This window comes from Bradyrhizobium hipponense (assembly GCF_008123965.1).
GTDB classification, from domain to species: domain Bacteria; phylum Pseudomonadota; class Alphaproteobacteria; order Rhizobiales; family Xanthobacteraceae; genus Bradyrhizobium; species Bradyrhizobium hipponense.
Genome location: NZ_VSTH01000064.1, coordinates 22,387 through 49,159, shown reverse-complemented (window position 1 = coordinate 49,159; position 26,773 = coordinate 22,387). Strand labels below are relative to the sequence as shown.

At 64.2% G+C, this 26,773-nt stretch carries 23 protein-coding genes; 15 read left to right on the top strand and 8 right to left on the bottom strand.

Annotation, left to right across the window (positions count from 1 at the left end):
• Nucleotides 1-293 precede the first annotated feature (293 nt).
• The 14 genes from FXV83_RS20940 (at nt 294) to lpxB (ending at nt 15,384) form a co-directional block, all read left to right on the top strand.
• Nucleotides 294-1,289, top strand: a complete 996-nt coding sequence (locus FXV83_RS20940) for a 30S ribosomal protein S2 (RefSeq protein WP_148741291.1) — start codon at nt 294-296, stop codon at nt 1,287-1,289.
• A gap of 132 nt (nt 1,290-1,421) precedes the next feature.
• Nucleotides 1,422-2,345, top strand: a complete 924-nt coding sequence (gene tsf, locus FXV83_RS20935) for a translation elongation factor Ts (RefSeq protein WP_148741290.1) — start codon at nt 1,422-1,424, stop codon at nt 2,343-2,345.
• A gap of 60 nt (nt 2,346-2,405) precedes the next feature.
• Nucleotides 2,406-3,122 carry a UMP kinase gene (gene pyrH / locus FXV83_RS20930; RefSeq protein ID WP_148741289.1) on the top strand — a complete coding sequence of 239 codons (717 nt, stop codon included), beginning with the start codon at nt 2,406-2,408 and terminating at the stop codon, nt 3,120-3,122.
• A gap of 91 nt (nt 3,123-3,213) precedes the next feature.
• On the top strand, nt 3,214-3,777 hold the full coding sequence (gene frr, locus FXV83_RS20925) for a ribosome recycling factor (protein WP_148741288.1): 564 nt from the start codon (nt 3,214-3,216) through the stop codon (nt 3,775-3,777).
• A gap of 102 nt (nt 3,778-3,879) precedes the next feature.
• Nucleotides 3,880-4,638 carry an isoprenyl transferase gene (locus FXV83_RS20920; protein WP_148741287.1) on the top strand — a complete coding sequence of 253 codons (759 nt, stop codon included), beginning with the start codon at nt 3,880-3,882 and terminating at the stop codon, nt 4,636-4,638.
• Nucleotides 4,635-5,477, top strand: coding sequence for a phosphatidate cytidylyltransferase (locus FXV83_RS20915; RefSeq protein ID WP_148741286.1), 843 nt, complete (start codon nt 4,635-4,637; stop codon nt 5,475-5,477). The genes FXV83_RS20920 and FXV83_RS20915 overlap by 4 nt, the downstream gene beginning before the upstream one ends.
• A 4-nt stretch (nt 5,478-5,481) precedes the next feature.
• Nucleotides 5,482-6,705 carry a 1-deoxy-D-xylulose-5-phosphate reductoisomerase gene (gene dxr, locus FXV83_RS20910; protein ID WP_148741285.1) on the top strand — a complete coding sequence of 408 codons (1,224 nt, stop codon included), beginning with the start codon at nt 5,482-5,484 and terminating at the stop codon, nt 6,703-6,705.
• Nucleotides 6,706-6,749: 44 nt separating this feature from the next.
• Nucleotides 6,750-7,901, top strand: coding sequence for an RIP metalloprotease RseP (rseP, locus tag FXV83_RS20905; protein ID WP_148741284.1), 1,152 nt, complete (start codon nt 6,750-6,752; stop codon nt 7,899-7,901).
• A gap of 175 nt (nt 7,902-8,076) precedes the next feature.
• A complete protein-coding gene (bamA, locus tag FXV83_RS20900) occupies nt 8,077-10,617 on the top strand; it encodes an outer membrane protein assembly factor BamA (protein WP_148741283.1) in 2,541 nt (846 codons plus the stop codon).
• Nucleotides 10,618-10,741: 124 nt separating this feature from the next.
• Nucleotides 10,742-11,809: a UDP-3-O-(3-hydroxymyristoyl)glucosamine N-acyltransferase gene (lpxD, locus tag FXV83_RS20895; RefSeq protein WP_148741282.1), complete on the top strand. Its 1,068-nt coding sequence runs from the start codon at nt 10,742-10,744 to the stop codon at nt 11,807-11,809.
• Nucleotides 11,810-11,850: 41 nt separating this feature from the next.
• Nucleotides 11,851-12,267, top strand: a complete 417-nt coding sequence (gene fabZ / locus FXV83_RS20890) for a 3-hydroxyacyl-ACP dehydratase FabZ (protein WP_249815310.1) — start codon at nt 11,851-11,853, stop codon at nt 12,265-12,267.
• Nucleotides 12,268-12,536: 269 nt separating this feature from the next.
• Entirely contained in the window at nt 12,537-13,331 is a 795-nt protein-coding gene (gene lpxA, locus FXV83_RS20885; protein WP_148741280.1) for an acyl-ACP--UDP-N-acetylglucosamine O-acyltransferase, read from the top strand.
• An 8-nt stretch (nt 13,332-13,339) separates the two neighbouring features.
• On the top strand, nt 13,340-14,209 hold the full coding sequence (locus FXV83_RS20880; RefSeq protein WP_148741279.1) for an LpxI family protein: 870 nt from the start codon (nt 13,340-13,342) through the stop codon (nt 14,207-14,209).
• Nucleotides 14,206-15,384: a lipid-A-disaccharide synthase gene (lpxB, locus tag FXV83_RS20875; RefSeq protein ID WP_148741278.1), complete on the top strand. Its 1,179-nt coding sequence runs from the start codon at nt 14,206-14,208 to the stop codon at nt 15,382-15,384. The genes FXV83_RS20880 and lpxB overlap by 4 nt, the downstream gene beginning before the upstream one ends.
• A 104-nt stretch (nt 15,385-15,488) precedes the next feature.
• Here the strand turns inward: lpxB and FXV83_RS20870 are convergent, their stop codons facing one another.
• From FXV83_RS20870 to gltX, 8 genes are all read right to left on the bottom strand, one after another.
• Nucleotides 15,489-16,256, bottom strand: coding sequence for an SDR family NAD(P)-dependent oxidoreductase (locus tag FXV83_RS20870; RefSeq protein ID WP_148741277.1), 768 nt, complete (start codon nt 16,254-16,256; stop codon nt 15,489-15,491).
• The gene (locus tag FXV83_RS20865; protein WP_148741276.1) at nt 16,253-17,362 is read right to left on the bottom strand and encodes an ABC transporter ATP-binding protein; all 1,110 of its coding nucleotides are present in this window, start codon (nt 17,360-17,362) and stop codon (nt 16,253-16,255) included. The genes FXV83_RS20870 and FXV83_RS20865 overlap by 4 nt, the downstream gene beginning before the upstream one ends.
• Before the next feature lie 10 nt (nt 17,363-17,372).
• Nucleotides 17,373-18,230 carry a carbohydrate ABC transporter permease gene (locus tag FXV83_RS20860; RefSeq protein ID WP_148741275.1) on the bottom strand — a complete coding sequence of 286 codons (858 nt, stop codon included), beginning with the start codon at nt 18,228-18,230 and terminating at the stop codon, nt 17,373-17,375.
• Entirely contained in the window at nt 18,223-19,098 is an 876-nt protein-coding gene (locus FXV83_RS20855) for a carbohydrate ABC transporter permease (protein WP_148741296.1), read from the bottom strand. The genes FXV83_RS20860 and FXV83_RS20855 overlap by 8 nt, the downstream gene beginning before the upstream one ends.
• Before the next feature lie 50 nt (nt 19,099-19,148).
• Complete coding sequence (locus tag FXV83_RS20850; RefSeq protein WP_148741274.1) at nt 19,149-20,435, bottom strand: ABC transporter substrate-binding protein; 1,287 nt, start codon at nt 20,433-20,435, stop codon at nt 19,149-19,151.
• A gap of 57 nt (nt 20,436-20,492) precedes the next feature.
• On the bottom strand, nt 20,493-21,671 hold the full coding sequence (locus tag FXV83_RS20845) for an ROK family transcriptional regulator (RefSeq protein WP_187436044.1): 1,179 nt from the start codon (nt 21,669-21,671) through the stop codon (nt 20,493-20,495).
• A gap of 240 nt (nt 21,672-21,911) precedes the next feature.
• Nucleotides 21,912-23,216 carry a citrate synthase gene (gene gltA, locus FXV83_RS20840; protein ID WP_148741272.1) on the bottom strand — a complete coding sequence of 435 codons (1,305 nt, stop codon included), beginning with the start codon at nt 23,214-23,216 and terminating at the stop codon, nt 21,912-21,914.
• A gap of 181 nt (nt 23,217-23,397) precedes the next feature.
• Entirely contained in the window at nt 23,398-24,822 is a 1,425-nt protein-coding gene (gene gltX, locus FXV83_RS20835) for a glutamate--tRNA ligase (protein WP_148741271.1), read from the bottom strand.
• A gap of 144 nt (nt 24,823-24,966) precedes the next feature.
• On the opposite strand from gltX, the gene FXV83_RS20830 reads away from it, so the two are divergent.
• Nucleotides 24,967-26,646 carry a glutamine--tRNA ligase/YqeY domain fusion protein gene (locus tag FXV83_RS20830; protein ID WP_148741270.1) on the top strand — a complete coding sequence of 560 codons (1,680 nt, stop codon included), beginning with the start codon at nt 24,967-24,969 and terminating at the stop codon, nt 26,644-26,646.
• Nucleotides 26,647-26,773: the final 127 nt, after the last annotated feature.

Here is a 26,773-nt window from a genome sequence, read left to right as displayed (position 1 = left end):
GTCCGGTCGCGCCGCCGCCGCGCCCTGCGCCGCCGCCGCCCCCCGCGGCCAAGAAATGCCCGCCTAACCAGCCCAAGTGCTAGGCCACCGGGCGGTATTCGCGGAACGGGCCTTTTGCGGGCGACAAGCGCCCCCGAAAGGCCCTTATTTCCTTGCTTCTGGCCGAAATCGCGCTATACAGCGCGCCATCTCACACGGAAGCATGGCTCACAAGGCCGTCCGGTGGCAGCCGGGGCGACAACGCTCCGTTTTGCTCACACGCTTCCGGAGGAACCAACCGGAGAATTAGAACGATGGCACTACCCGATTTCACTATGCGTCAGCTGCTCGAAGCTGGCGTGCACTTTGGTCACCAGTCTCACCGCTGGAATCCGAAAATGGCGCCGTTCATTTTCGGCAGCCGCAACAACATACACATCGTCGATCTCGCCCAGACCGTGCCGTTGCTGCATCACGCCTTGCAGGCGGTCAGCGACACCGTCGCCAAGGGCGGCCGTATCCTGTTCGTCGGCACCAAGCGCCAGGCGCAGGACGGCGTTGCCGACGCGGCCAAGCGCTGCGCGCAGTACTTCGTCAATTCGCGCTGGCTCGGCGGCACGCTGACCAACTGGAAGACGATCTCGGCCTCGATCAAGCGCCTGCGCCACCTCGACGAGGTGCTGGCCGGCGGCGATGCCAACGCCTACACCAAGAAGGAGCGCCTGACGCTTCAGCGCGAGCGCGACAAGCTCGACCGTTCGCTCGGCGGCATCAAGGACATGGGCGGCCTGCCCGACCTGATCTTCGTGATCGACACCAACAAGGAAGACATCGCGATCCAGGAAGCCCAGCGGCTGAACATCCCGGTCGCCGCGATCGTCGACACCAATTCGGACCCGAAGGGCATCACCTATGTGGTGCCGGGCAATGACGACGCCGGCCGCGCGATCGCGTTGTACTGCGATCTCGTTGCGCGCGCGGCGATCGACGGCATCGGGCGCGCCCAGGGCGATTCCGGCATCGACGTCGGCGCGTCGGCCCAGCCGGTCGTCGCCGAAGAGCTGCCGCCCGCATCGAGCGGCTTCCAGGGCCTTGCCGGTCCGCGTGGCACCGCCGACGACCTCAAGAAGCTCCCGGGCGTGTCGGGTGCGATCGAGAAGAAGTTCAACGACCTCGGCATCTTCCACTTCTGGCAGCTCGCCGAGCTCGACCACGACACCGCCCACAAGATCGGCGAAGAAGTCGGACTGCCGAGCCGTGCGGACGCCTGGGTGGCCAAGGCCAAGGCGCTGACCGCGGAAGCGGAATAGTCAAAAGCAGCGACGGGTTGGCCGGACACGATCCGGCCACCATTTCAGTTGACGCGAATTCCTGAGATGGACCGCGGCGGGCGCTTCGATGCCACGCCGCGGCAAACCGGCAGGCAAAAAGGATTTTCAACGATGGCAACGATCACAGCGGCGATGGTCAAGGACCTGCGCGAATCCACCGGCGCGGGCATGATGGACTGCAAGGCTGCGCTCACCGAGACCAGCGGTGATATGGAAGCGGCGCAGGATTGGCTGCGCAAGAAGGGCCTGTCCAAGGCCGCCAAGAAGTCGGGCCGCGTCGCGGCCGAGGGCCTGATCGGCGCGCTCACCAAGGGCAGCAAGGGCGTCGTGGTCGAGGTCAACTCCGAGACCGACTTCGTCGCGCGCAACGGCCAGTTCCAGGGCCTAGTCAAGATGATAGCCCAGGTGGCGTTTGACGTCGGTGCCGATGTCGAGAAGATCAAGGCTGCCAAGCTCGGCGACGTCACGGTGGAAACCGCCATCAATGACGCGATCGCCACCATCGGCGAGAACATGACGCTGCGCCGCGCCGCTTCGCTCGAAGTGAGCCAGGGCGTGGTGTCGAGCTACGTTCACGGCGCGGTCATCGACGGCGCCGGCAAGATGGGCGTGATCGTCGCGCTGGAATCGCCCGGCAAGGCCGACGAGCTCGCAGCGCTCGGCCGCCAGATCGCGATGCATGTCGCGGCCGCCAACCCGCTCGCGCTCGATCCGTCCGGCCTCGATCCGGCCGTCGTCAAGCGCGAAAAGGACGTGCTCGCGGACAAGTATCGCCAGCAGGGCAAGCCGGAGAACGTGATCGAGAAGATCGTCGAGTCCGGCCTCAAGACCTATTACAAGGAAGTCTGCCTGCTCGAGCAGGCCTTCATCCACGACACCGGCAAGTCGGTGGCGCAGGCGCTGAAGGAGGCTGAGGGCAAGGTCGGCGGCCCCGTGAAGATCGCGGGCTTCGTGCGCTATGCTCTCGGCGAGGGAATCGAGAAGCAGGAAAACGACTTCGCGGCCGAAGTCGCCGCCGCCAGCGGCAAGAAGTAAGCGCCGGAAACTTCCTTCCGGCGTGCCGCCGGAAGCGGCGCCCGGACGAGGAAAGTGCTCATGACTGATCCGGTCTATCGTCGCGTCGTGATCAAGCTGTCCGGCGAATATCTCGCGGGACAGCAGGGGTTTGGCATCGATCAGCCGACCATCGACCGGGTCGCGGATGATCTGATCGCCGCCCGTCATCTCGGCACCGAGGTGGCTGTCGTGATCGGCGGCGGCAATATCGTGCGCGGCGTCGAGGTCTCCTCCCGTGGCGTGTCGCGCCCGACCGGCGACACCATGGGCATGCTCGCCACCGTGATGAACTGCCTCGCGCTGGAGTCGGCGATCGAGCGCAAAGGCACGCCGGCGCGGACGCTGTCGGCTTTCGTCATGCCCGAGATTTCCGAACTGTTCACCCGCGCGGCGGCACACAAATACCTCGCCGAGGGCCGAATCGTGCTGCTCGGTGGCGGGACCGGCAATCCGTTCTTCACCACCGACACGACCGCGGTGCTGCGCGCCGCAGAGATCGGCGCCCAGGCGGTGCTCAAGGCGACCAATGTCGACGGCGTCTACTCGGCCGACCCGAAGAAGGATCCGACCGCCAAGAGGTTCGACCGGCTGACGCATTCGCAGGCCATCGAAGGGGACTACAAGGTGATGGATGCGACCGCCTTTGCGCTTGCCCGCGAGACGTCGCTGCCTATCATCGTGTTCTCGATCGCGGAGCCGGGTTCGATCGGCGCGATTCTGCGTGGCGGCGGCCACGGAACCGTCGTCGCCGGCTGACGGCTCATCGGTCGCGCCTTGAGGGAAGGGCGCGGAGACGTCACCGGAGTTTTGGCCGGGGTTCTGGCCGGGATTATGAAGGAGAAACGTGATGCCGACGGGTAATTTCGACATGAACGAATTGAAGCGCCGCATGCAGGGCGCCGTCCAGTCCCTCAAGCACGAACTCGGTGGCTTGCGCACGGGACGTGCGTCGGCATCGATGCTGGACCCGGTCCAGGTCGAGGCTTACGGCAGCCACATGCCGCTCAACCAGCTCGCCACCGTCAGTGTGCCGGAGCCGCGGCTGATCTCGGTCCAGGTCTGGGATAAGTCGATGGTCAAGGCGGTCGAAAAGGCAATCGTCGATTCCAATCTCGGCCTGTCACCCGCGACTGAGGGACAGGTGCTGCGCCTACGCATTCCCGAGCTCAACGAGGAGCGGCGCAAGGAGTTGGTCAAAGTCGCGCACAAATACGCCGAAGCTGCCAAGGTCGCCGCGCGCCATGTCCGCCGCGACGGCCTCGACGTTTTGAAGAAGCTCGAAAAGAACCACGAGATGTCCGAGGACGACCAGGAGCGTCTCGCCGGCGACGTGCAGAAGGCGACCGACAGCACCATCGTCGAGATCGACCAGTTGCTGGCCGCCAAGGAAAAAGAAATCCTCACCGTCTGAAGCGCGATGAAGTGTTCATCGCGCTTCAGGTTAATTGTTCGCGCATGATCTTTTCGGAAAACCGCTTCGCACTTTTCCGGGTCATGCTTTAGGGCCGCCTTTATGTCCAACGCCGCCGCGCCCGCTACGGAGGGACCCGACCGGTCCGACGCGCCTGCGCATGTCGCCATCATCATGGATGGCAATGGGCGTTGGGCAGCCGCGCGCGGCCTGCCGCGGGCCGAAGGCCATCGCCGCGGCGTTGAGGCCCTGCGCCGCGTGGTTCGCGCCTCGCACGAGCTCGGCATCCGTTACCTCACCATCTTCTCCTTCAGCTCCGAGAACTGGTCGCGCCCGGCGAGCGAGATCGGCGATCTCTTCGGCCTGCTGCGGCGCTTCATCCGCAACGACCTTGCGAGCCTGCATCGCGACGGCGTCAAGGTGCGCATCATCGGCGAGCGGGACGGGCTTGAGGGCGACATCCGCGGGCTCCTGAACGAGGCCGAGGAGCTGACACGCGGCAACACGCGCCTCACGCTCGTCGTCGCCTTCAACTACGGCTCGCGGCAGGAGATCGCGAAGGCGGCGCAGAAGCTCGCGCGCGAGGTCGCCGAGGGCAGGCGCGATCCTGACACGATCGACGCCGAGACGCTCGGGGCCCATCTCGATGCGCCCGACATCCCAGATCCCGATCTCATCATCCGCACCTCGGGCGAGCAGCGCCTGTCCAATTTCCTGATGTGGCAGGCCGCCTATAGCGAACTCGTGTTCGTGCCGATCCACTGGCCCGATTTCGACAAGGCGGCGCTGGAAGGCGCGATCGCCGAATTTGCCAGGCGCGAACGCCGTTTCGGCGGCCTCGTCGCGAAGACCGCCTCGTGAGCGATCCCGACGCCGCACCGGCGGGCGCTGCGCCGGCCTCCAGCAATCTCGTGATGCGAGTTCTCGCAGCAATCGTGCTGGCGCCGCTCGCCATTGCGCTCGCTTATGCGGGCGGCTGGCTCTGGGCATTTCTCGTCACCCTGGTGTCGATCGGCCTGTTCGCGGAATGGCTGATGGTGGTGGGCGCGGGGTCGGCCGCGCTGACCGCGTGCGGGACGATCGTCCTGGCCATCATGGGGTTCTGCATCGCATTCGGTGCGCTCAAGACTGCCGTGATCACCGGGCTTGTTGGTGGCGCGATCGTTGCGGCGGTTGCGCGGGGCAAGTTTGTCTGGGCCGCCTCGGGCTTTGCCTATGCATCGGCTGCGCTGCTCGCCTCGATCCTGGTGCGGCAGGACCCCGTGCACGGCTTCGCCGCGTTGATGTTCGTGCTGCTGGTGGTATGGGCCACCGATATCGGCGGTTATTTCGCCGGCCGCGGCATTGGCGGGCCGAAGCTTTGGCCGCGCGTGAGCCCGAAGAAGACCTGGGCCGGCGCGTTCGGCGGCTTTGCGGCGAGCCTTGCGGTTGCGGCCGGCTTTGCCGCCTGCGGGCTCGGAAAGGCAATTCCGCTGCTGCTTCTCAGCGCCATCCTGTCGGTGGTCTCTCAAGCTGGCGATCTCTTCGAATCCGCGGTGAAGCGGCGCTTCGGCGTCAAGGATTCCAGTCACTTAATTCCCGGCCATGGCGGGCTTTTGGACCGTTTGGACGGATTTGTCGTCGCCATCCTGGTGGCATGGATTATCGGCTTCCTCCGCCATGGTGTGCATAGCGCCGGAAGCGGTCTTATGGTTTGGTGAGAATATGAGCGCGGTCCCATTGCGTAACAACAAGGCTGCGGCGTCGAGCGTCCGCAGCGTCACGGTTCTCGGCGCCACCGGCTCGATCGGCGACAGCACGATGGACCTGCTGCGCGCTTCTCCCGAGCGCTACCGCGTCGAGGCGTTGACGGCGAACGGCAATGTCGAAGCGCTGGCAAAGCTCGCGAAGGAATTTTCCGCGCGCTTCGTCGCGATCGCCGATACCTCCAAGCTCGCCGAACTCAAGGACGCGCTTGCGGGAACGAGCACCGAATGCGGCGCCGGCGAAAGCGCAGTAATCGAGGCCGGCGCGCGGCCGGCCGACTGGGTGATGGCCGCGGTCAGCGGCGCGGCCGGACTGAAGCCGGCATTGGCCGCGGTCGATCGCGGCGCGCACGTCGCGCTGGCCAACAAGGAGTGCCTGGTCTGCGCCGGCGACTTCTTCATGCAGCGCGCAGCGAAGGCGGGCGCCTGCATCCTGCCGGCCGATTCCGAGCACAATGCCCTGTTCCAGGCGCTCAGCTCGGGCAATCGCGACGAACTGGTCCGCGTCATCATCACCGCCTCGGGCGGACCGTTCCGGGCCTGGAAGAGCGCAGATATCGAGCAGGCCACGCTCGCCCAGGCGCTGAAGCATCCGAACTGGAGCATGGGCCAGAAGATCACGATCGATTCCGCCTCGATGATGAACAAGGGGCTCGAGGTGATCGAGGCGTCCTATCTGTTCGCGCTGACGCCGGACGAGATCGACGTGCTGGTTCATCCGCAGTCGATCATCCATGGCATGGTCGAATTTTCCGACCGTTCAGTCGTGGCTCAGCTCGGCGCGCCCGACATGCGCACGCCGATCGCGCACTGCCTCGGCTGGCCCGACCGCATCAAGGGGCCCGCGGCCAAGCTCGATCTGGCCAAGATCGGCCAATTGACCTTCGAGGCGCCGGATTTCGAGCGATTCCCGGGGCTCCGCCTGGCCTACGATGCGCTACGGACCGGGAAGGGAGCGACCACCGTCTACAACGCTGCCAACGAGGTCGCGGTCGCCGCCTTCATCGCCGGCCAGATACGATTCGGCGCGATTGCGCGGCTGGTGGAGGCGACGTTGGAGGACTGGATCAGGACCGGGAACCAAGCGCCGCTGACCTCGGCCGACGACGCCATTTCCGTTGACCATGTTGCGCGAAATAGAGCCGCCGCCCTATTGCCTCAAATTGCCTTAAAGGCATCCTAGGTGGTTCGGGGCCAGGGCCTTGCGGCGCTGGATGAGGGATATCGATGATCGACTTTTTTATCCATAGTTTCAATACGTTGAGCCATGGGCTCCTCGGCTACGCGGTCCCCTTCCTGTTCGTGCTGACCATCGTCGTGTTCTTCCATGAGCTCGGCCATTTCCTGGTCGCGCGCTGGGCGGGCGTTCGGGTGTTGACCTTTTCTCTCGGCTTCGGCCCTGAACTGGCCGGTTTCAACGACCGCCACGGCACCCGCTGGAAGATCTCGGCGATCCCGCTCGGCGGCTACGTCAAGTTTTTCGGTGACGAGAGCGAGGCCTCGACGCCATCGCCCGAGGCGCTCGCGGCCATGACCGCCGAGGAACGGGCCGGCAGCTTCCACCACAAGAAGGTCGGCCCGCGCGCTGCCATCGTCGCCGCCGGTCCGATCGCCAATTTCATCCTCGGCGCGCTGATCTTCGCCGGCATGGCGCTGTACTACGGCAAGCCGAGCACGATCGCACGCGTGGACGGCGTTGTCGCCGATGGCGTTGCCGCCACGGCCGGTTTCAAGGTCGGAGACGTTGTCGTGCAGATCGACGGCAAGCCGATCGAGAGCTTTGCCGACATGCAGCGAATCGTTGCGATGAACGCCGGTTCGGCGCTTACTTTCCAGGTGAAACGGGACGGCGCGGTGGTTTCACTGACGGCGACGCCGGCGCTGCTGGAGCGCAAGGACCCGTTCGGCAATAGCCATCGCCTCGGCGTGCTCGGCGTCGAGCACAAGTCTCAGGCCGGCGAGGCCTCGACCGCGCCGGTCGGCGTCGGCGAGGCACTCAAGATCGGAGTCGAGCAGGTCTGGTTCATCATCACCAGCACCTTCAAGTTCCTCGGCTCGCTGTTCGTGGGAAACGGCAATCCCAACGAGGTCAGCGGCGTTCTCGGCATCGCAAAGATGTCGGGGCAGGCGGCCAGCGCCGGGTTCCAGTTCGTGATCAACCTCTGCGCCGTGCTGTCGGTCTCGATCGGGCTGTTGAATCTGTTCCCGATCCCATTGCTCGATGGCGGTCACCTTATGTTCTACGCAGCCGAAGTGGTTCGGGGCCGGCCCCTGTCCGAGCGGACGCAGGAGATGGGGTTCCGAATCGGATTGGGTTTGGTGCTGATGCTGATGGTGTTCGCAACCTACAACGATATCCTGCGAATGGCGGCGTCCTGATAGGGGCTTTTTTGTGACGTTGCTGATCAGCAACGTCTTGGATTGAAATTGAAATTACGGCGCGCTCAACCGTTTGCGACGTCGGGGAAATTGGCTACAAGCGGCCTGAACTTGGGGAATCTCCAGACTGGCTTTGGGGTTGGGTCTGGTACGGAATGATAAGGGCGCGCTGCGCATGAAGTTTGGTCTGCGACTCCGGGGCGGCTTGCTTGCCACCCTGATCATGTTCGGCGCGCCGGTGGTTGCCCCGATTGGGGCTGTTTTTGTGTCTTCGTCTGCGCTCGCTCAGACCGTTCAGTCGATTTCGGTCGAGGGAAATCGCCGTGTCGAGGTGGAGACCATCCGCTCCTATTTCAACCCGGGTCCAGGCGGCCGCCTTGATCAGGGCGCGATTGATGACGGCCTGAAGCGGCTGATCGAGACCGGCCTGTTCCAGGACGTGAAGATCAATCGCGGCGCTGGCGGCCAGATCATCGTCTCCGTAGTGGAAAACCCGGTGATCGGGCGTATTGCCTTCGAGGGCAACAAGAAGATCAAGGACGAGCAGCTTACGGCTGAAATCCAGTCCAAGGCGCGCGGCACCTTCTCCCGCGCCATGGTGCAGTCCGACACGTTGCGAATCGCCGAAATCTATCGCCGCTCCGGCCGCTACGACGTGCGCGTCACGCCCGAGGTCATCGAGCAGCCGAACAACCGCGTCGATCTCGTCTTCACCATCGAGGAGGGGGCCAAGACCGGCGTCAAGTCGATCGACTTCATCGGCAACAATGCGTTCTCGTCTTACCGGCTCAGGGACGTCATCAAGACGCATGAAACGAATTTGCTGAGCTTCCTCGGCAGCGGCGACGTCTACGATCCGGATCGGGTCGAGGCCGACCGCGACCTGCTCCGCCGATTCTATCTCAAGAACGGCTTCGCCGACGTCCAGGTCGTGGCCGCGCTCACCGAATATGATCCGGAGAAGAAGGGCTTCCTCGTCACCTTCAAGATCGAGGAGGGCCAGCAGTACCGCGTCGGCGCGGTCGACTTCCGCTCTAGCATTCCGAACTTCGATCCCACGTCGATGCGCGCCTTTTCGCGCATCCACGCCGGTTCGCTCTACAACGTCGAATCGGTCGAGAAGTCGGTCGAGGAGATGCAGATCGAGGCCTCGCGCCGCGGCTATGCCTTCGCCGTGGTTCGTCCCGGTGGCGACCGCAATTTCGAAGCCCATACCGTGACGGTGGTCTTCAATATCGACGAGGGCCCGCGCACCTATATCGAGCGCATCAACATCCGCGGCAACACCCGCACGCGCGACTACGTGATCCGGCGCGAATTCGACATCTCCGAGGGCGACGCCTACAACCGCGCGCTGGTCGACCGTGCCGAGCGGCGCCTGAAGAATCTCGACTACTTCAAGACCGTGAAGATCACGACGGAGCCGGGCTCCTCCAGCGACCGCGTGGTTCTGGTCGTCGATCTCGAAGAGAAATCGACCGGCGACTTCTCGGTTTCGGGCGGCTACTCCACCACCGACGGTGCGCTCGCCGAAGTCTCGATCTCCGAACGCAACCTGCTGGGCCGCGGCCTGTTTGCCAAGGCATCGGTGACCTACGGCCAGTATGCGCGCGGCTATTCGCTGTCGTTCGTCGAGCCGTATTTGCTCGACTACCGCGTCGCGCTGGGCCTTGACCTCTATCAGCGCCAGCAACTGTCCAACAGCTACATCTCCTACGGCACCAAGACGCTGGGCTTCAGCCCGCGCCTCGGCTTCAGCCTGCGTGAAGATCTGGCGCTGCAGCTGCGCTACTCGGTCTACCAGCAGGAAATCACGCTGCCGAGCTATCTGGCGAACTGTAACAACGTTCTCGGTTCGTCGGCATTCAACCCGAGCCCGGCCTTCGCCGCATCGCAGACCCCGCCGATCGATCTGACCTCGACCAGCGGCCTCGGCTGCTACAGCGACGGCGAAGCCTCGCTGCCGGTGCGCAAGGAACTTGCGAACGGCAAGACGCTGACCTCGGCTCTCGGCTACACGCTGACCTACAACACGCTGGACAACAACAAGAACCCAACCGACGGCCTGCTCGTCGACTTCCGGCAGGATTTTGCCGGCGTCGGCGGCGACGTCTCCTACCTGAAGTCCGCTGTCGATGCGAAGTATTACGCTCCGCTGGTCGCGGACGTCGTCGGCCTGGTCCATTTGCAGAGCGGCATCCTGAACAAGATCGGCAGCGATGACCTGCGCATGCTCGATCATTTCCAGATGGGTCCGAACCTTGTCCGCGGCTTTGCTCCGAACGGCATCGGTCCGCGCGATCTGAATCCCTACGGCTCGCGGGACGCGCTGGGCGGCACCAAATATTGGGGCGCTTCGCTCGAATTGCAGATGCCGTTCTGGTTCCTGCCGAAGGAAGTGGGTCTGAAGGGTGCGGTCTACGCCGACGCCGGCGGCCTCTACGACTATCAAGGCCCGACGACGTGGTCGGTCACGAACGAAATGACCACGACCAAGAACTCGACTTGTACGCCGTCGACCGTCAACCCGGCCTCGCCTGGAACTTGTACCGGCCTGGTGTACGACAACGGCAATGTCGTCCGCTCGTCGGTTGGTGTCGGCCTGATCTGGCAGTCGCCATTCGGACCGCTGCGCTTCGACTACGCCGTGCCGCTCACCAAGGGCAAGAACGACCGTACGCAGGAGTTCCGGTTCGGCGGCGGCACCAGCTTCTAATACGAGCAGCAGGGCACGATCCGGATCAGGGAAGCCGGTTTCCGAAGGGGTCGTGTCGATCCAAGAGATGAGGCATGATGCGGCTTGACCGCTTCATGCCGAAGCCGGACCGCGACGGGGTGGAATGGCGCAGCCGACCTTCTTCACAAAGCCGCCGGCCTCAGCGCTGGCTGACATTGCCGCGCTGAGCAAGGCGCAACTGGTCGATCCTATCAGGGGCGGCCAAATCATCACCGGCCTGGCTTCGCTCGACGAGGCCGGCCCGATGCATCTGACGTTCTTCGACAATTTGAAATATGCCGACCAGATCAAGGCGACCAAAGCCGGCGCCTGCCTGGTGAGCCCGCGTTTCGAAGCCCAGGTGCCCGCGCATATTGCCGTGCTGCGGGTGAGCCAGCCGTTCCGCGCCTTCGTCAGGATCGCACGGGAATGGCACGGTGACGCGCTCAGGCCGCAATCCTGGATGGGCAATGACGGCATCGCGCCGTCGGCGATCGTCGACCCCTCGGCGCGGCTCGAGGACGGCGTCATCGTCGATCCCCTGGCGGTCATCGGCCCGGATGTCGAGATCGGCAGCGGCACGGTGGTCGGCGTAGGCGCCGTGATCGGACCCGGCGTCAAGATCGGCCGCGACTGCAACGTCGGCGCCCGCACGGCGATCCAGTGCGCGCTGATCGGCAACAACGTCCTGATCCATCCGGGCTGCTCGATCGGCCAGGACGGCTATGGATTCATCTTCTTCGGCCCCGAGGGCCATCTGAAGGTGCCGCAGACCGGGCGGGTGGTGATCCAGAACGACGTCGAGGTCGGCGCCGGCACGACGATCGATCGCGGCAGCTTGCGCGACACCGTGATCGGGGAGGGCACCAAAATCGACAATCAGGTTCAGATCGGCCACAATGTGACAATCGGCCGGCACTGCCTGCTGGCGGCCCAGATCGGGCTGGCCGGCAGCCTGACCATCGGCGACAACGTGGCGCTGGGAGCGAAGGTTGGCATCAACAATCACCTCAAGATCGGGGACGGGGCCCAGGTAACTGCCATGAGCGGCGTCAAGGACGACATCCCGCCGGGCGGACGCTGGGGCGGTTTTTTTGCTAAGCCGACCCGGCAGTGGTTCAAGGAGATTTTGGCGGTGGAGCGCCTGGCGCGCGACAGCAAGGCCGATCCGAAGCAGGAGGAACGGGAGTGACGGACGAAGCACCGGTCAGGTTCGAGCTTGTGGACATCAACATGATCCTGCAAACGCTCCCGCACCGCTTTCCGATGCTGCTGATCGACCGCGTGATCAACATCCGCACCGATTACAGCGGCATCGGCATCAAGAACGTCACCTTCAACGAGCCGCCGTTCCAGGGCCACTTCCCGGATCGCCCGGTCTATCCCGGAGTGATGATGATCGAGGCGATGGCGCAGACCGCGGGCGTGATCGGCATCAAGTCGGTCGAGGGCACCGAAAAGCCGCGGGCGGTCTATTTCCTCACCATCGACAAATGCAAGTTCCGCAAGCCTGTGATGCCCGGCGATACCATCGAGTACCACATGCGCTCGATCGGCCGCCGCAAGACCATGTGGTGGTTTCACGGCGACGCCAAGGTCAACGGCCAGGTCGTCGCGGAAGCCGACGTCGGGGCGATGCTGACCGACTGAGCGGCAGGGCTACGCTCTCAAGGCCACATCGGCTTCATCTGGCTGTTAGCAGGTCTGATCGCGCAACGCGCATCAGGCCTGTTTCGCCTGGTGCAAGCCTTAAAGCTCTTGATGAAGTCGTTGATGCGTCGATACGACCGCCTCACCTGGCACCTGAAACAGGCAGAGATGATACGTCACTGGACAGATCGGGCATAGTCGCGCTAACCAGCGGAAAACGAAGCAACTTCAACGCATAACCAGACCTTCTTGATAAGTATGATTGCTTGATGAGCAAGATTGATCCCACCGCGCGGGTGGCAGACGGCGCATTGATCGGCGAGGGCACCGAGATCGGACCCTTTTGCACCATCGGTCCGCATGTCGTGATCGGCAAAAACTGCAAACTGATCGGGCATGTGCATATCACCGCGCAGACCACGATCGGTGATGATTGCACCATCTATCCGTTCGCCTCGCTCGGTACGCCGCCGCAGTCGCTCAGCTATCGTGGCGAGCTGACCAAGCTGACGATCGGCGCAGGCTGCACCATCCGCGAATCCGTGACCATGAGCGCCGGCACGGTCGCCGGCGGGGGTATCACGGAGGTCGGCGACCGCGGCTATTTCATGAACTGCAGTCATGTCGGCCATGACTGCCATGTCGGCAACGACGTGATCTTCGCAACCTCTGCCACGCTCGGTGGTCACTGCGAGATTGGCGACTTCGTCTTCATCGGCGGGCTGTCCGCAGTGCACCAGTTCACCCGCATCGGCCCGCAGGTCATGGTCGGCGGCGTGTGCGGCGTGCGCGACGACGTCATCCCGTTCGGGCTGGTCAACGGCCAGTATGCGGCGCTCGAGGGCCTCAACATTATCGGCATGAAGCGGCGCAAGTTCACCAAGCAACGGCTTGCGATTGTACGTGCGTTCTACCAAAAACTGTTCCACGGGCCCGGCACGTTCGCCGAGCGGCTCGAGGCGGTGCGGCCGCTGGCAGGCGAGGATGCCGCGATCGCCGAGATCCTCGACTTCATCGGCAAGGGCAAGCATCGCCCGCTTTGTCTTCCCGCCATCGCAAAGTGAGTTCTGAGATGACCGCGGGCGCGACATCGGCGGCTTCGGGGATTTCATCTCCGGTCGGCGTGGTCGCTGGCGGCGGCGCGATGCCGTTCGCGGTCGCCGAGTCGCTCGCCGCGCGCGGCGTTACGCCGGTGCTGTTTGCGCTGCGCGGCGCCTGCGATCCGGCGCAGGTGGAAAAATTCCGCCACCGCTGGATCTCGGTCGGCCAGCTCGGCCGCGCGATGCGGTTGTTTCGCGAGGAGGGCTGCCGCGACCTGATCTTCATCGGCACGCTGGTACGGCCGTCGCTCTCGGAGATACGGTTCGACTTCACGACGCTGCGGCTGCTCGGCAATGTCATCCGCGCCTTCCGCGGCGGCGACGATCATTTGTTGTCCGGCGTCGGACGCATCCTCGAGCAGGGCGGCTTTCGCATGATCGGCATCAGGGACGTCGCGCCCGACTTGCTGATGCCCGAGGGCTGCATCACCCGCGCCTGGCCGAGCGACAACAGCAAGACCGACATCGAGCGCGGGCGCGCGGTGCTGAGCGCGCTCGGGCCGTTCGATATCGGCCAGGCCACGGTGGTGATCGACGGCCACGTGGTGGCGGTCGAGGATATCGAGGGCACCGATGCCCTGCTCGCGCGCGTTGCGCGCCTGCGCGAGGAGGGGCGTATCCGTGCAGCCACCGGCCGCGGCGTGCTGGTGAAGGCGCCGAAGAGCGGCCAGGATCTGCGTTTCGACCTGCCGACGATCGGCGCACGTACCATTGAGGGCGTCGCCGCCGCTGGTCTCGCCGGCATCGCCGTCATCGCCGGCAACACCATTGCCGCCGAGCCGCAGGCGATGATCGGGATCGCCGACGCCAAGTATCTCTTCGTCATCGGTCTGCCGGCGTGATGCAGGGGCGCGATCCGAAGCGGATAATTTTCCTGGTCGCGACGGAGGAATCCGGCGACAGGCTCGGCAGTGCGCTGATGAAGGTGCTGCGCCAGCGGCTCGGCGATGGCGTGCAGTTCGAGGGCGTCGGCGGCCGCACCATGACGCGCGAGGGGCTCAATTCGCTGTTCCCCATCGAGGAATTGTCGATCGTCGGCTTCGCCGCGGTGGTGCAGCAATTGCCGAAGATCTTGCGGCTGATCCGCCGGACCGCGGACGCCGTGACGGAGGCAGCGCCCGACGCGCTCGTCATCATCGACAGTCCCGATTTCACCCATCGTGTCGCCCGCCGCGTGCGCGCGCGCAATCCGGCGATTCCGGTCGTCGATTACGTCTCGCCCTCGGTCTGGGCCTGGCGGCCGGGCCGGGCGCGCGCCATGCTCGGCTATGTCGATCATGTGCTCGGACTGTTGCCGTTCGAGCCGGAGGAATACCGCAAGCTGCGGGGACCGCCATGCAGCTATGTCGGCCATCCCCTGATCGAGCAACTGCCGTCGCTGCGGCCGAATGCCGAGGAGCAGGCGCGCCGCGACGCCGAGCCACCGGTTCTCCTGGTGCTGCCGGGTAGCCGCCGCAGCGAGATCAGGCATCATCTCGACGTATTCGGCGCGACGCTCGGCCGATTGCAGGCGGAGGGCCGCGCGTTCGCGCTGATGCTGCCGACCATGCCGCATCTCGAAGCCGCCATCCGCGAGGGTGTTGCGAACTGGCCGGTCAAGCCGCAGATCGTGGTCGGCGAAAACGAGAAGCGCGCCGCCTTCCGCATCGCGCACGCGGCGTTGTCGAAATCGGGTACGGTGACGCTCGAGCTCGCGCTGTCGGGCATCCCTATGGTGACGGCTTATCGCGTCAGCGCGATCGAAGCCTTTATCCTGCGCCGCGCGGTCAAGGTCTCGTCTGTGATCCTCGCCAATCTCGTGATCGGCAGGGAGGTCATTCCGGAGTTCTTGCAGGAGGACTGCACGCCGGAGAAATTGGCGCTGGCGTTGGCCGAGTTGTTGACGGATTCGCCCTTGCGCCGGCAGCAGGTCGAGGCGTTTGCCCAACTCGACACGATCATGTCGACCGGCAACAAATCGCCGAGCGTGCTCGCCGCCGACATCGTGCTGGCCACGATGCGCAAGGGCAGGCGATAAGCGACGGATTTGTAGGGTGGGCAAAGCGAATGCGTGCCCACCTTTTTCCAGTTGCTGAGAGACGGTGGGCACGCTTGCGCTTTGCCCACCCTACAGGACTTGCGCTAGCCCAAGCCGCCGTCGACTTGGAAGCATTGGCGCGTGATGCGCTGGCTCTCGTCGGAGGCGAGGTACAGCGCCATGTTCGCGATGTCCTCGGGCGTCACCGCATCGGGGATGATCTGCCGCGTGCGAAGCTCGGCGATGCTCTGCTCATTCGGATACCACAGCCGGCGCTGGCGTTCGGTGATCACCATGCCGGGTGCAATTACGTTGACGCGGATGCGGTCGGGACCGACTAGCCGGGCCAGCGAATTGGTGAAGCCGACGATCGCCGCCTTCGCCGCGGCGTAGACCGGCAGCGCCGGCGCGCCGCGCATCCACGCCACCGACGACATGTTGATGATCGAGCCGCCGCCGCGCGCCTGCATCTGCGGTACCACCGCTTGCGCTGCAAAGAAGACGTGCTTGAGGTTGACGCCGATCATCCAGTCGAATTCGGTGGGCGTCACCTCAGCCAGTGCCTGGCGCTGATCATTGGCCGCGTTGTTGACCAGGACTGCGGCATCGCCGAGCGAGCGGTGGACCTTTGCGATCGCGGAGCGCAGCGCGTCGATGTCCAGGAGGTCGCAGGGCACGAACAGCGGTGCGGGCCCGGACGCGGCCGCGACCTCCGCGACCAGCGCGCCGCCGGCCGCTTCGTCGATATCGAGGAACGCAACGCGGGCTCCCTGGGCCGCGAAGGCGTGCACGAAGGCGGCGCCGATGCCGCTGGCACCCCCGGTGATCAACACCACGCGATCTGCGAGACCGGCATAGCTCGTCTTTGTCATGCGATGAGTCGCTCCGTCTCGGGGTTGAACAAGCAGATGCGGCGCGTATCGAGCGCGAAAGCGGCTGGCGTCCCCGGCGTGGGGCGGATATCCGGCGTGATGCGCGCCAGCGCAGACTCGCCACCGAGCCGCAGCAGCACGATGGTTTCGGCGCCGGTGGGCTCGACCATCTCCACCGGGGCGTTGACGACAATGGGCGCATCGCCGGAAAATACGCGGCTGCCCTCGGCGATGCATTCTGGCCTGATCCCGAACACCACCTCGCGGCCGACAAAGGGCGCGGCCGCATCGTATCCTTGCAGGCGGAGACGAACCTCATCAGGCCGCCCAGCTCCGATCACGGCCACCAGCCCACTGGCATCGGCCTCGAGCCGCGCCGGCATTGTGTTCATCGGCGGCGAGCCCATGAAACGGGCAACGAACAGATTGGCGGGATAGCGGTACACGGTATCAGGATCGGCGAACTGCTGCACCACGCCGCGATGCATCACGGCGATCCGCGTCGCCATCGTCATCGCCTCGATCTGGTCGTGCGTGACATACACGATGGTGGCGCCGATGCGCTGGTGCAGCCGCTTGATCTCCATCCGCATCTCGACGCGCAGCTTGGCGTCGAGATTGGAGAGCGGCTCGTCGAACAGGAAGAGCAGGGGATCGCGCACCAGCGCCCGGCCCATCGCCACGCGCTGGCGCTGGCCGCCGGACAATTGCGACGGCTTGCGGTCGAGCAGCGGCTCGATCTGGAGCAGCCTTGCCACGTTTGTCAGCGCCTTCTCCTGCTCCGCTTTCGGCACATGGCGGCATTCCATGCCGAAAGTGATGTTCTGGCGCACCGTCATCGACGGATAGAGAGCGTAGGACTGAAACACCATGGCGATGTCGCGGTCCTTGGGCGGGATGTCGTTGACGACGCGTCCGCCGATTTCCACGGTCCCTTCGCTCGGACGATCAAGCCCGGCTACGATGTTGAGCAGCGTGGACTTGCCGCAGCCGGACGGCCCGACCAGCACCGTGAATTCGCCGCTCTCGATGTCGAGATCGATGCCCTTCAGCACCTCCAGATTGGCATAGCGCTTGGATAGGGTGCGAATGCTCAATGCTGCCATGGTGACTCCATCATTTCACTGCGCCGGCGGTAAGGCCGCGCACGAAGTACCTGCCGCCGAGGAGATAGATCAACAACGTGGGCAGGGCCGCGATGATCACCGCAGCGCTCTGCACGCCATGCTGCGGGATATCTGCGATTGCAGCAGATAGCGCGATGAGCGCAGCCGTGACCGGCTGCTGCTGGCCGGTCGTGAATGTCACGCCATAGAGGAACTCGTTCCAGATGTGCGTGAACTGCCAGATCACGGTGACGATCAAGATGGGAGCCGAGAGCGGCAGAATGATGCGCCAGAAAATACGAAAGAACCCGGCGCCATCGATGCGCGCGGCCCTGATCAATTCATGAGGAATGGCGACATAGTAGTTTCGGCAGAACAGCACGGTGAAGGAGAGCCCCTGGATCGTGTGAATTAGTACGAGGCCGGTCAGCGTGTTGATGAGACCGATGTCCCGCAGCACGATGGTCCAGGGAAGCAGGCGCATCTGCTGGGGAAGGAAGAGGCCGAGGGTCACGATGCCGTAGATCCAGTTGTCGCCGCGAAAACGCCAGAGCGAGACGGCGTAACCGGCAATCGCTCCCAGTATGGTCGAGAAGATCGTCGCGGGAATCGTGACGAGCACGGAGTTCAGCATGTACGGCCGGATACCGGCGCAGGTCTCAGCGACGCAGAAACCGCTCCAGGCAGCGGCATAGTTCCTCCAAGCCAATTGCTTCGGCCAGCCGATCATCGAGGCCTGCGCGATCTCCTCGTTGGTACGGAGCGAGTTGAGAACGACAACAGCCAGTGGCGCGAGATAGGCGGCCGCGAACAACGAAACGACGAGATAGATCAACATCCGGCTCGGCGCGAAGGTTCGGTCACGCATGGTTCGACCGCCGTCGCTGGACATAACGCCAAGCTGCGTAGGGCAGCAGGACCGCGAGGAGAATGAGCAACATGAGCACCGCCGCCGCCGCACCCCGGCCGAGCTGGCCGCGCTGGAACATGAGATCATAGACGACAAGGGCCGGCAGCTGGGTCGCTATACCGGGCCCGCCATTGGTGAGAGCGCGGACGAGGTCGAAGGCCGAAATTGCGAACTGCAACTGGACCACGACGACGGTGATGGTGATCGGCCAAAGCGTGGGCAAAATGACGCGCCGGTAGATTCTGATCGGACCAGCGCCGTCGATCTGCGCGGCCTTGATAATGTCGGCGTCGACGGACCGAAGGCCGGCGAGGAACAGCGCCATGGCGAAGCCGGAGGACTGCCAGACCGCAGCGATAACGATGGTCCAGATTGCCATGTCGCGGTCGACCAGCCAGTCGAACCGGAAGGAGGTCCAGCCGAGGTCGTGAACGAGTTTCTGGATCCCGATGCCGGGATTGAGCAGCCAACTCCAGACCGTGCCGGTGACGACGAACGAGACCGCCAGGGGGTAGAGGAAGATCGTTCGCAGCACGTTCTCGCCGCGAATGCGCTGATCGAGCAGGATCGCAAGCATGAGGCCGGTCACCAAACTGAGCAGCACGAAAGCGCTGCCAAACAGCAGCAGATTGTCAAAGGCAATCTGCCAGTTCCGCGACGCCAGGACCGCGGTGTAGTTGCGCAAGCCCACCCAGCCCGACACCGGAACAAGCGTGGATGGCGTGAACGAAATCCAGATCGTCCACAGCGAAAACGAAACGAGGTGCGCCGCCGACACCAGCAGCGGCAGCCAGATCGTCAGATATTCGGGCAGCCGGCGCACCATTTCAGAGGTCGCCGGCCGGCCCGGTTGCGTTGCTGTCGAGACGGCGCTGGTCAACGCGCGCCCTCGACGGCCTCGGCGAGGCGGGTGACGGCCTCCTCCGGCTTGATCGTCTTGTTCTTCACGTACTCGGTGATGACGTCGATCATCGCGGCGGTCAGTCCGTTTTCCTGCGCCATGTTGTGCGCGAGGCTCAGGACGGCCTGATTGTTGGCGACAGCGTCCTTCAGTGCTGCGGCGGTCCGCCGTTGACCATCCGACCAGCCTTCGCCGGAGAGATCGACATCGGTGCGCACGGGTATCGACCCCGTGATCTGCGAATACATTGTCTGGATCGCCGGATCCATGACGAGCTGGGCCATCAACGTCTGACCAGCCTGCAGGTCGGGCTCCTTGCGCTGCCAGAATATGAAGGCATCGGCATTCAACAGGAAGACCGGCTTGCTATTGTCGCTGGGGCCCGGCGTGATGGTGAAGTCGTCGAATTTGAAACCGGCGTTGCGCAACACGCCCTGCGCCCACCCGCCCTGGATCATCATGCCCATATCGCCATCGATGAAGCGCTTCAGGTTGGTGGCATAGGGTTGGGCGCCGACGTTGGGATCCATCCAGTCGGAGATCTTGCGGGCCTGTGCGAACGCGGCCTTTATCTCGGGACCCTCGAGGGCCTTCTTGTCGAGATTCATGATGGCTGCGCGGTATGCAGCGGGGCTGATGCCGGCGAGAGAGGCTTCGAATTTCTGCCCGTCGTCGGGGCGGGTGCCGCCGTTGGCGATGGGATATGTAACTCCGCCCGCTTTCATCTTTTCGGCAAGCTCGTTGAAGTCAGTCCATGTAACGGGGATCTTGTCGGCCTTGGCTTTGTCCATCGCGCGTTTGGAGAGAAACAGCATGTTGGTGCTGTAGATCTGCAACGGCAATGAAATCCACTTACCCCCCGGCTTATGCAATCGTGCAAGGTCTGGAGCGACAACTTTTTCGTAGCCGGCGGCGGCGACAAGGGCGTCCAGATTAATGGTCGGGGCGATCTTCGACCAAGCCGCAATCTCGGGGCCCTTGAGTTGCGAACAGGCCGGCGGATCGCCGGCGATGATCTGAGCGCGCAGCTTGTTCATCATCTCGGTGGTGAATCCGGGGACGGGCGAGTGCTGCCAAGTCCCGCCCTTCTCCTCGAATTTCTTGCCGAGCGCGGTGATGGCCGCCCCATCGCTGCCTGCGGACCATTGCGAAATCACGGTCAGGCGCGGCTTGACCGCGCTTTGCGCGCGGGCAAATGCCGGCAGCGCGAGCGCAGCAGCAGATCCAGCGAGCAGACGACGCCTTGTTGTTGTGATCGGCATGGCAGTTCCTCCCGGTGTGAACTCTTGGCGCCTTGAAGCCGCGCGGCTCAGGGCGTGTCAGGCGGCCTCCGTCGATGCCGCCGGCATACCGCCGCGGCTGGCCAGACAGAACGCGGCGAAGGCGAGGGCTGCCTGCGGATCGTTGCCGGTCGAGGGCGGCACGAAGGCGAGGGACACCTGTGCCAACGTCCGCCCGCCCAGCAGGCAGGCATCGATCCCTTCGACCAAGGCGCTGCGATCGTCCTCGGAGAGAAGCGACGGCCAGCCGCTGATCGCGACGCCATTGCATGGCCTGACATTCAATGTGTTGCCGATCGCAAGGCCGAGCCGGAACAGCCGCCGGCGCAATTCCTGGCGCACGCGCGACGAGATCGAGATCCTGTTCACCCACTCGCTGCCAATCTGGAGCAACTCGGCTTCCGCGACGCCGAGAACCTCGGCGAGCGCGGTAAGCGACGTATAGGCCTCGACGCAGCCGTGATGGCCGCAGCGGCAACGCGGTCCCTCGGGCCCGAACACCATGTGGCCGAGCTCGACCGGTTGCAGGGCATCGGCCTCGGCCGGATCATCCATCCAGGCGCCGGCAACGCCGTGGCTGACAAACACAAAGAGATGCGCGCCGCTGAATGGATAATTCTCCGTGCGGAAGCGATGGAAGGTGGCGTGCGCAACGACCGAATTGGTCAACTCGACCGGCACGCCGGCAAACACCTCGCCGAACGTGGCGCTGATATGCCTGACGTCGCAGGGAATGATCGGGTTGCCTGATGTGCTCAACCGGCCGAGGCCCGGAATGGAGACGCCGATCTGCGCCAGGGTGATGCGGCGAAGCCGGGTCTGCTCGCGCAGCAAAGTCAGCGCCTCGCGGAACGCCCGGCCGACGCTCTCGACGGTTGGCGTCTTCGGCAACGGGACGCATTCGGTGTAGTGCAGCTTGCCCGACAGGCCGCCAACGCCGATGCTGAGCCGCTGGGTGCTCAGCTCGAAGGCCGCGAGCGCCACCGAGCCGTCGAGTGACACGAGGCCCGTCGGGCCGCCGACGTAAGGAGCGGGGCGCCGCACTTCCTCGATCAGGCCTTCGGCCTTCAGATCGAACAGGATGCGCGACAGGCTCGCTTCCGACAGGCGCACGGCCTTGGCCAGCGGCGGTCGGAACGAGCCGCCTGACTGAAGCAGATGAGTCAAAATGGCAGCGCGCGTCTGCCGCCGACTTCTCGGCTGCTCCGGCATTTCCATCCCTGTCGTCATTCTTACTTAGTGTAAGAATGCGCGCGCTACGTTCCGACTGTCAAGCGTTCGCCGGCGCGATGCAGGGACTTGTTGTTGTGCGCGGCAGCAAATCGGAGAGTGGCCCGCATCTATGTCTCGGCTGCGGACAGCTGGTGGGCAGGCTTCGCTTTGCCGGCCTATGATGCCGCCAAACGAAAACGGCGCCATCGCGAGATGGCGCCGCTTCGAAGGCCGTGACGGCCGAACTTACTTCCGATCGTTGATCGCCACGTAGTCGCGGCGGGTGACGCCGGTGTAGAGCTGGCGCGGACGGCCGATCTTCTGGTGCGGATCCTCGATCATCTCGCTCCACTGGCTGATCCAGCCGACGGTGCGGGCGACCGCGAACAGTACGGTGAACATCGAGACCGGGAAGCCCATCGCCTTCAGGGTAATGCCCGAGTAGAAGTCGACGTTCGGGTACAGCTTGCGGTCGATGAAGTACTGGTCGCTGAGCGCGATCCGCTCCAGCTCCAGCGCCACCTTGAGCATCGGATCGTCGCCATGGCCGGTCTCCTTGAGCACGGCGTGACACATCTTCTGCATGATCTTGGCGCGGGGATCGTAGTTCTTGTAGACGCGGTGGCCGAAGCCCATCAGGCGGACTTCGCTGTTTTTGTCCTTCACCTTGGCGATGAATTCCGGAATGTTGTCGACCGAGCCGATCTCGGCGAGCATCGCCAGCGCGGCTTCGTTGGCGCCGCCATGCGCCGGGCCCCACAGGCAGGCGATGCCGGCGGCGATGCAGGCGAACGGGTTGGCGCCGGAGGAGCCGGCGATGCGCACTGTCGAGGTCGAGGCGTTCTGCTCGTGGTCGGCGTGCAGGATGAAGATCTTGTCCAGCGCGTCAGCCAGCACCGGGTTGATCTTGTACTCCTCGCACGGCACGGCGAAGCACATATTGAGGAAGTTCTCGGCGAATTTCAGCGAGTTCTTCGGATACACGAAGGGTTGGCCGATCGTGTATTTGTAGGCCATCGCCGCCAGCGTCGGGATCTTGGCGATCATCCGCATCGACGCGATCATGCGCTGCTTCGGATCGTTGATGTCGGTGGAGTCGTGATAGAACGCGGCGAGCGCACCGACGGCTGCGACCATGATCGCCATCGGATGGGCGTCGCGGCGGAAGCCCTGGAAGAAGCGGGCCATCTGCTCGTGCACCATCGTGTGATGGATCACGCGGTCGTCGAAATCCTTCTTCTGCGCGGCAGTCGGCAGGTTGCCGTAGAGCAGCAGATAGCAGGTCTCGAGGAAGTCGCCGTTTTCGGCCAGCTGCTCGATCGGATAGCCGCGGTATTCCAGCACGCCCGCGTCGCCGTCGATATAGGTGATCTTGGACTGGCAGCTCGCGGTGGAGGTGAAGCCGGGATCGTAGGTGAACAGCCCGGACTGGCTGTAGAGCTTGCCGATATCAATGACTTCAGGCCCGACGCTGCCGCTGTGGATCGGGAGATCGTAGTTCTTGTTTCCGACCGTCAGCGTGGCGGTCTTGTTGCTTGCTTTTGCGTCCATCAGAGGTCCCCGATGTATGGTGAAACGGGCCGGACCCGGAAGCCCCCGATAAGATGATGGGGCAGGCCGGATATTCCAGAAGGTACGGGGAAGATGGGTATATTATTGCTGTGTGCGCTGCAAGATGGCGCCGCGCATGGTCGACTTACGTCGTAGCCTGGTCCTTGGCCTAATCCTTGGCCTAGTCCTTGGCCTGATCGCTGAGCCGGCCCAGGCTCTCCTGGCGTCCGAGCACGTCCAAAACCTCGAAAATCCCCGGCGATGTCGATCGTCCGGTCAGCGCCGCCCGCAGCGGCTGGGCGACCGCGCCGAGCTTGAGACTATTTTCCTCGGCAAAGGCGCGCAGCGCCTCCTCCGCGTTGGCCGCGCTCCAGGTCTCGACATTCTCCAGCGCGGAATGAAGCTGCCCGATCAGCTTGCGGTTCTCCGGTGTCAGCAACGCTGCCGCCTTGGGATCGAGCTCCAGCGGCCGGTCGGCGAAGATGAAGTAGGCGCCGTCGATCAGCTCGATCAGCGTCTTGGCGCGCTCCTTCAGGCTCGGCATGGCCTTGAGAAGCTGCGTGCGCGTGGTGTCGTTCAACTTGGCCTTGAGGTCGCTGCGGCCGGGCACATGGTCGAGCACGTCCTCGAACATCTTCACGAGCGATTGATCGTCGGAGTGGCGGATGTAGTGGCCGTTGAGGTTTTCCAGCTTGGCGAAGTCGAAACGCGCGGCGGCCCGGCCGACGGTCGCAAGGTCGAACGCCGCGATCATCTCCTCGGTCGAGAAGATCTCCTGGTCGCCGTGGCTCCAGCCGAGCCGGACGAGGTAGTTGCGCAACGCGGCCGGCAGGTAGCCCATGGCGCGGTAGGCATCGACGCCGAGAGCGCCATGGCGCTTGGACAGTTTCGAGCCGTCCGGACCGTGGATCAGCGGGATGTGGGACATGTTCGGCAGCGCCCAGCCCATCGCATCGTAGATCTGCTTCTGGCGCGCGGCGTTGATCAGATGATCGTCGCCGCGGATGACGTGGGTCACGCCCATGTCGTGGTCGTCGACCACCACCGCGAGCATGTAGGTCGGGTTGCCATCGCCGCGCAGCAGCACGAGATCGTCGAGGTTCTCGTTCTGCCAGACCACGCGGCCCTGGACCTGGTCCTCGATCACGGTCTCGCCGGTCTGAGGCGCGCGCAGTCGGATCGTCGGCTTGACGTCGGACGGAGCTGTGGCCGGATCGCGGTCGCGCCAGAGCCCGTCATAGAGGCGGGTGCGCCCCTCCGCGCGCGCCTTCTCGCGCATGGCGGTGAGCTCTTCGGCGGTGGCGTAGCAGCGATAGGCCTTGCCGTCCGCCAGCAGCTGTTCGGCAACCTCGCGGTGGCGGGCGGCGCGGCTGAACTGGTAGATGACCTCGCCATCCCAGCCGAGCTCCAGCCATTTCAGCCCGTCGAGGATGGCGCCGATCGCCGCCTCGGTGGAACGCTCCCGGTCGGTATCCTCGATCCGCAGCAGCATCTTGCCGCCGTGCTTCTTCGCATAGAGCCAGTTGAACAGCGCCGTGCGGGCGCCCCCGATGTGGAGGAAGCCGGTCGGGGAGGGAGCAAAGCGCGTGACGACGGAATCGGTCATTCTTGGCAGGGCCTAATGCATTGGAGGCGGTGGTATATAACAGGACCGGTGCATAACTAAAGCCCGGTAGCGGATCTGCTAAGGCCTTGGCTCAGCCACGCGAATTTGGCAGAAGGACCGCTGATTTCCCTACAGGATATTCGGATGAGCACAGAACCGGTGGCGACTGAGGTTGGGCGCGATTTCATTCGCGACATCATCCAGGCCGACCTCGACCAGGCCAAATATAGGGAGATCGTGACCCGGTTCCCGCCGGAGCCGAACGGCTACCTGCATATCGGCCACGCCAAGTCGATCGCACTCAATTTCGGCATCGCCCAGGAGTTTCCGGGCCGCTGCCATCTGCGCTTCGACGACACCAACCCGGTCAAGGAAGAGCAGGAATTCATCGATTCCATCCAGGCCGATGTGCACTGGCTCGGCTTCGACTGGGGTAAGTACCTGTTCTTTGCCTCGGATTATTTCGATCGCCTGTACGACTGGGCGGAGCAGCTGATCCGCGACGGGCTCGCCTATGTCGACGACCAGACCCAGGAGGAGATCCGCGCCTCCCGCGGCACGCTGACCGAGCCGGGCAAGAACTCGCCGTTCCGTGACCGCACGGTGGAGGAAAATCTCGACCTGTTCCGCCGCATGAAGGCGGGCGAATTCCCCAACGGCGCGCGCGTGTTGCGGGCGAAGATCGACATGGCGGCGGGCAACATCAATCTGCGCGATCCCGTGCTGTACCGCATTCTGCATGCGCACCATCCGCGCACCGGTGACAAATGGTGCATCTATCCTAGCTATGACTATGCGCACGGCCAGTCTGACGCAATCGAGGGCATCACCCACTCGATCTGCACGCTGGAGTTTGAGGATCACCGGCCGCTCTACGACTGGTTCATCGAGAAGCTGCCGGTGCCGTCAAAGCCGCACCAGTACGAGTTCGCGCGGCTGAACCTGACCTACACGCTGCTGTCGAAGCGCGTGCTGACCCAGCTTGTGCGCGAGGGCCATGTCGCAGGCTGGGACGATCCTCGCATGCCGACCATGGCGGCCATGCGCCGCCGCGGCGTGCCGCCGGCGGCATTGCGCGAGTTCGTCAAGCGCATCGGTGTTGCCAAGGCCAACAGCGTGGTCGATGTCGGCATGCTCGAGTTCTGCATCCGCGAGGAATTGAACCGCAGGGCGCAGCGGCGCATGGCGGTGCTGCGGCCGCTCAAGGTCGTGATCGAGAATTATCCGGAAGGGCAGGTCGAGGAGCTCGACGCGATCAACCATCCGGACGATCCGTCAGCGGGAACACGAAAGATCGCGTTCGGCCGCGAGATCTATATCGAGCGCGACGACTTCATGGAGAACCCGCCGAAAAAGTTCTTCCGCCTGTCGCCGGGCAACGAGGTGCGGTTGCGCTATGCCTATTTCATCAAGTGCACCGGCGTGATCAAGAACGAAGCCGGCGAGGTGGTCGAGCTGCGTTGCACCTACGATCCCGCGACCAAGGGCGGCAACGCCCCGGACGGCCGCAAGGTCAAGGCGACCATGCACTGGCTGCCGGCGGCGGCGTCAAAGCCGGCAGAGATCCGGATCTACAACCAGTTGTTCGCGAACCCGAGCCCGGATTCGGCGAACTTCGCCGCCGATCTCAATCCGCAGTCGCTGGAGATATTGCCTGACGCGCGGATCGAGGCATCCGTTGCCGAGAGCAATGCGACCGAGCCGATGCAGTTCGAGCGCCAGGGCTACTTCGTGCGCGACAAGGATTCGACGCCGGGCAAGCCGGTGTTCTCGCGGACGATCGGGCTGCGCGACACATTTGCGAAGGAAGTCGCCAAGGGCTGAGGCTATTCGGATGCGATGGAGCCGCTGGCAACCTCCGTCAGCTGGCCGCCATCGGCCCGAGCATGATCGGGAAAAGTGTGAAGCAGCTTTCCCTCCCGACAAACGCAGAGCGTTTGGAGATCATGCT

Coding starts and splice junctions, on each gene's coding strand:
- FXV83_RS20940 (WP_148741291.1), top strand. CDS start 294: ATGGCACTACCCGATTTCACTATGCGTCAGCTGCTCGAAGCTGGCGTG.
- tsf (WP_148741290.1), top strand. CDS start 1,422: ATGGCAACGATCACAGCGGCGATGGTCAAGGACCTGCGCGAATCCACC.
- pyrH (WP_148741289.1), top strand. CDS start 2,406: ATGACTGATCCGGTCTATCGTCGCGTCGTGATCAAGCTGTCCGGCGAA.
- frr (WP_148741288.1), top strand. CDS start 3,214: ATGCCGACGGGTAATTTCGACATGAACGAATTGAAGCGCCGCATGCAG.
- FXV83_RS20920 (WP_148741287.1), top strand. CDS start 3,880: ATGTCCAACGCCGCCGCGCCCGCTACGGAGGGACCCGACCGGTCCGAC.
- dxr (WP_148741285.1), top strand. CDS start 5,482: ATGAGCGCGGTCCCATTGCGTAACAACAAGGCTGCGGCGTCGAGCGTC.
- rseP (WP_148741284.1), top strand. CDS start 6,750: ATGATCGACTTTTTTATCCATAGTTTCAATACGTTGAGCCATGGGCTC.
- bamA (WP_148741283.1), top strand. CDS start 8,077: ATGAAGTTTGGTCTGCGACTCCGGGGCGGCTTGCTTGCCACCCTGATC.
- lpxD (WP_148741282.1), top strand. CDS start 10,742: ATGGCGCAGCCGACCTTCTTCACAAAGCCGCCGGCCTCAGCGCTGGCT.
- fabZ (WP_249815310.1), top strand. CDS start 11,851: ATGATCCTGCAAACGCTCCCGCACCGCTTTCCGATGCTGCTGATCGAC.
- lpxA (WP_148741280.1), top strand. CDS start 12,537: ATGAGCAAGATTGATCCCACCGCGCGGGTGGCAGACGGCGCATTGATC.
- FXV83_RS20880 (WP_148741279.1), top strand. CDS start 13,340: ATGACCGCGGGCGCGACATCGGCGGCTTCGGGGATTTCATCTCCGGTC.
- FXV83_RS20870 (WP_148741277.1), bottom strand. CDS start 16,256: ATGACAAAGACGAGCTATGCCGGTCTCGCAGATCGCGTGGTGTTGATC.
- FXV83_RS20865 (WP_148741276.1), bottom strand. CDS start 17,362: ATGGCAGCATTGAGCATTCGCACCCTATCCAAGCGCTATGCCAATCTG.
- FXV83_RS20860 (WP_148741275.1), bottom strand. CDS start 18,230: ATGCGTGACCGAACCTTCGCGCCGAGCCGGATGTTGATCTATCTCGTC.
- FXV83_RS20855 (WP_148741296.1), bottom strand. CDS start 19,098: ATGGTGCGCCGGCTGCCCGAATATCTGACGATCTGGCTGCCGCTGCTG.
- FXV83_RS20850 (WP_148741274.1), bottom strand. CDS start 20,435: ATGCCGATCACAACAACAAGGCGTCGTCTGCTCGCTGGATCTGCTGCT.
- FXV83_RS20845 (WP_187436044.1), bottom strand. CDS start 21,671: ATGGAAATGCCGGAGCAGCCGAGAAGTCGGCGGCAGACGCGCGCTGCC.
- gltA (WP_148741272.1), bottom strand. CDS start 23,216: ATGGACGCAAAAGCAAGCAACAAGACCGCCACGCTGACGGTCGGAAAC.
- gltX (WP_148741271.1), bottom strand. CDS start 24,822: ATGACCGATTCCGTCGTCACGCGCTTTGCTCCCTCCCCGACCGGCTTC.
- FXV83_RS20830 (WP_148741270.1), top strand. CDS start 24,967: ATGAGCACAGAACCGGTGGCGACTGAGGTTGGGCGCGATTTCATTCGC.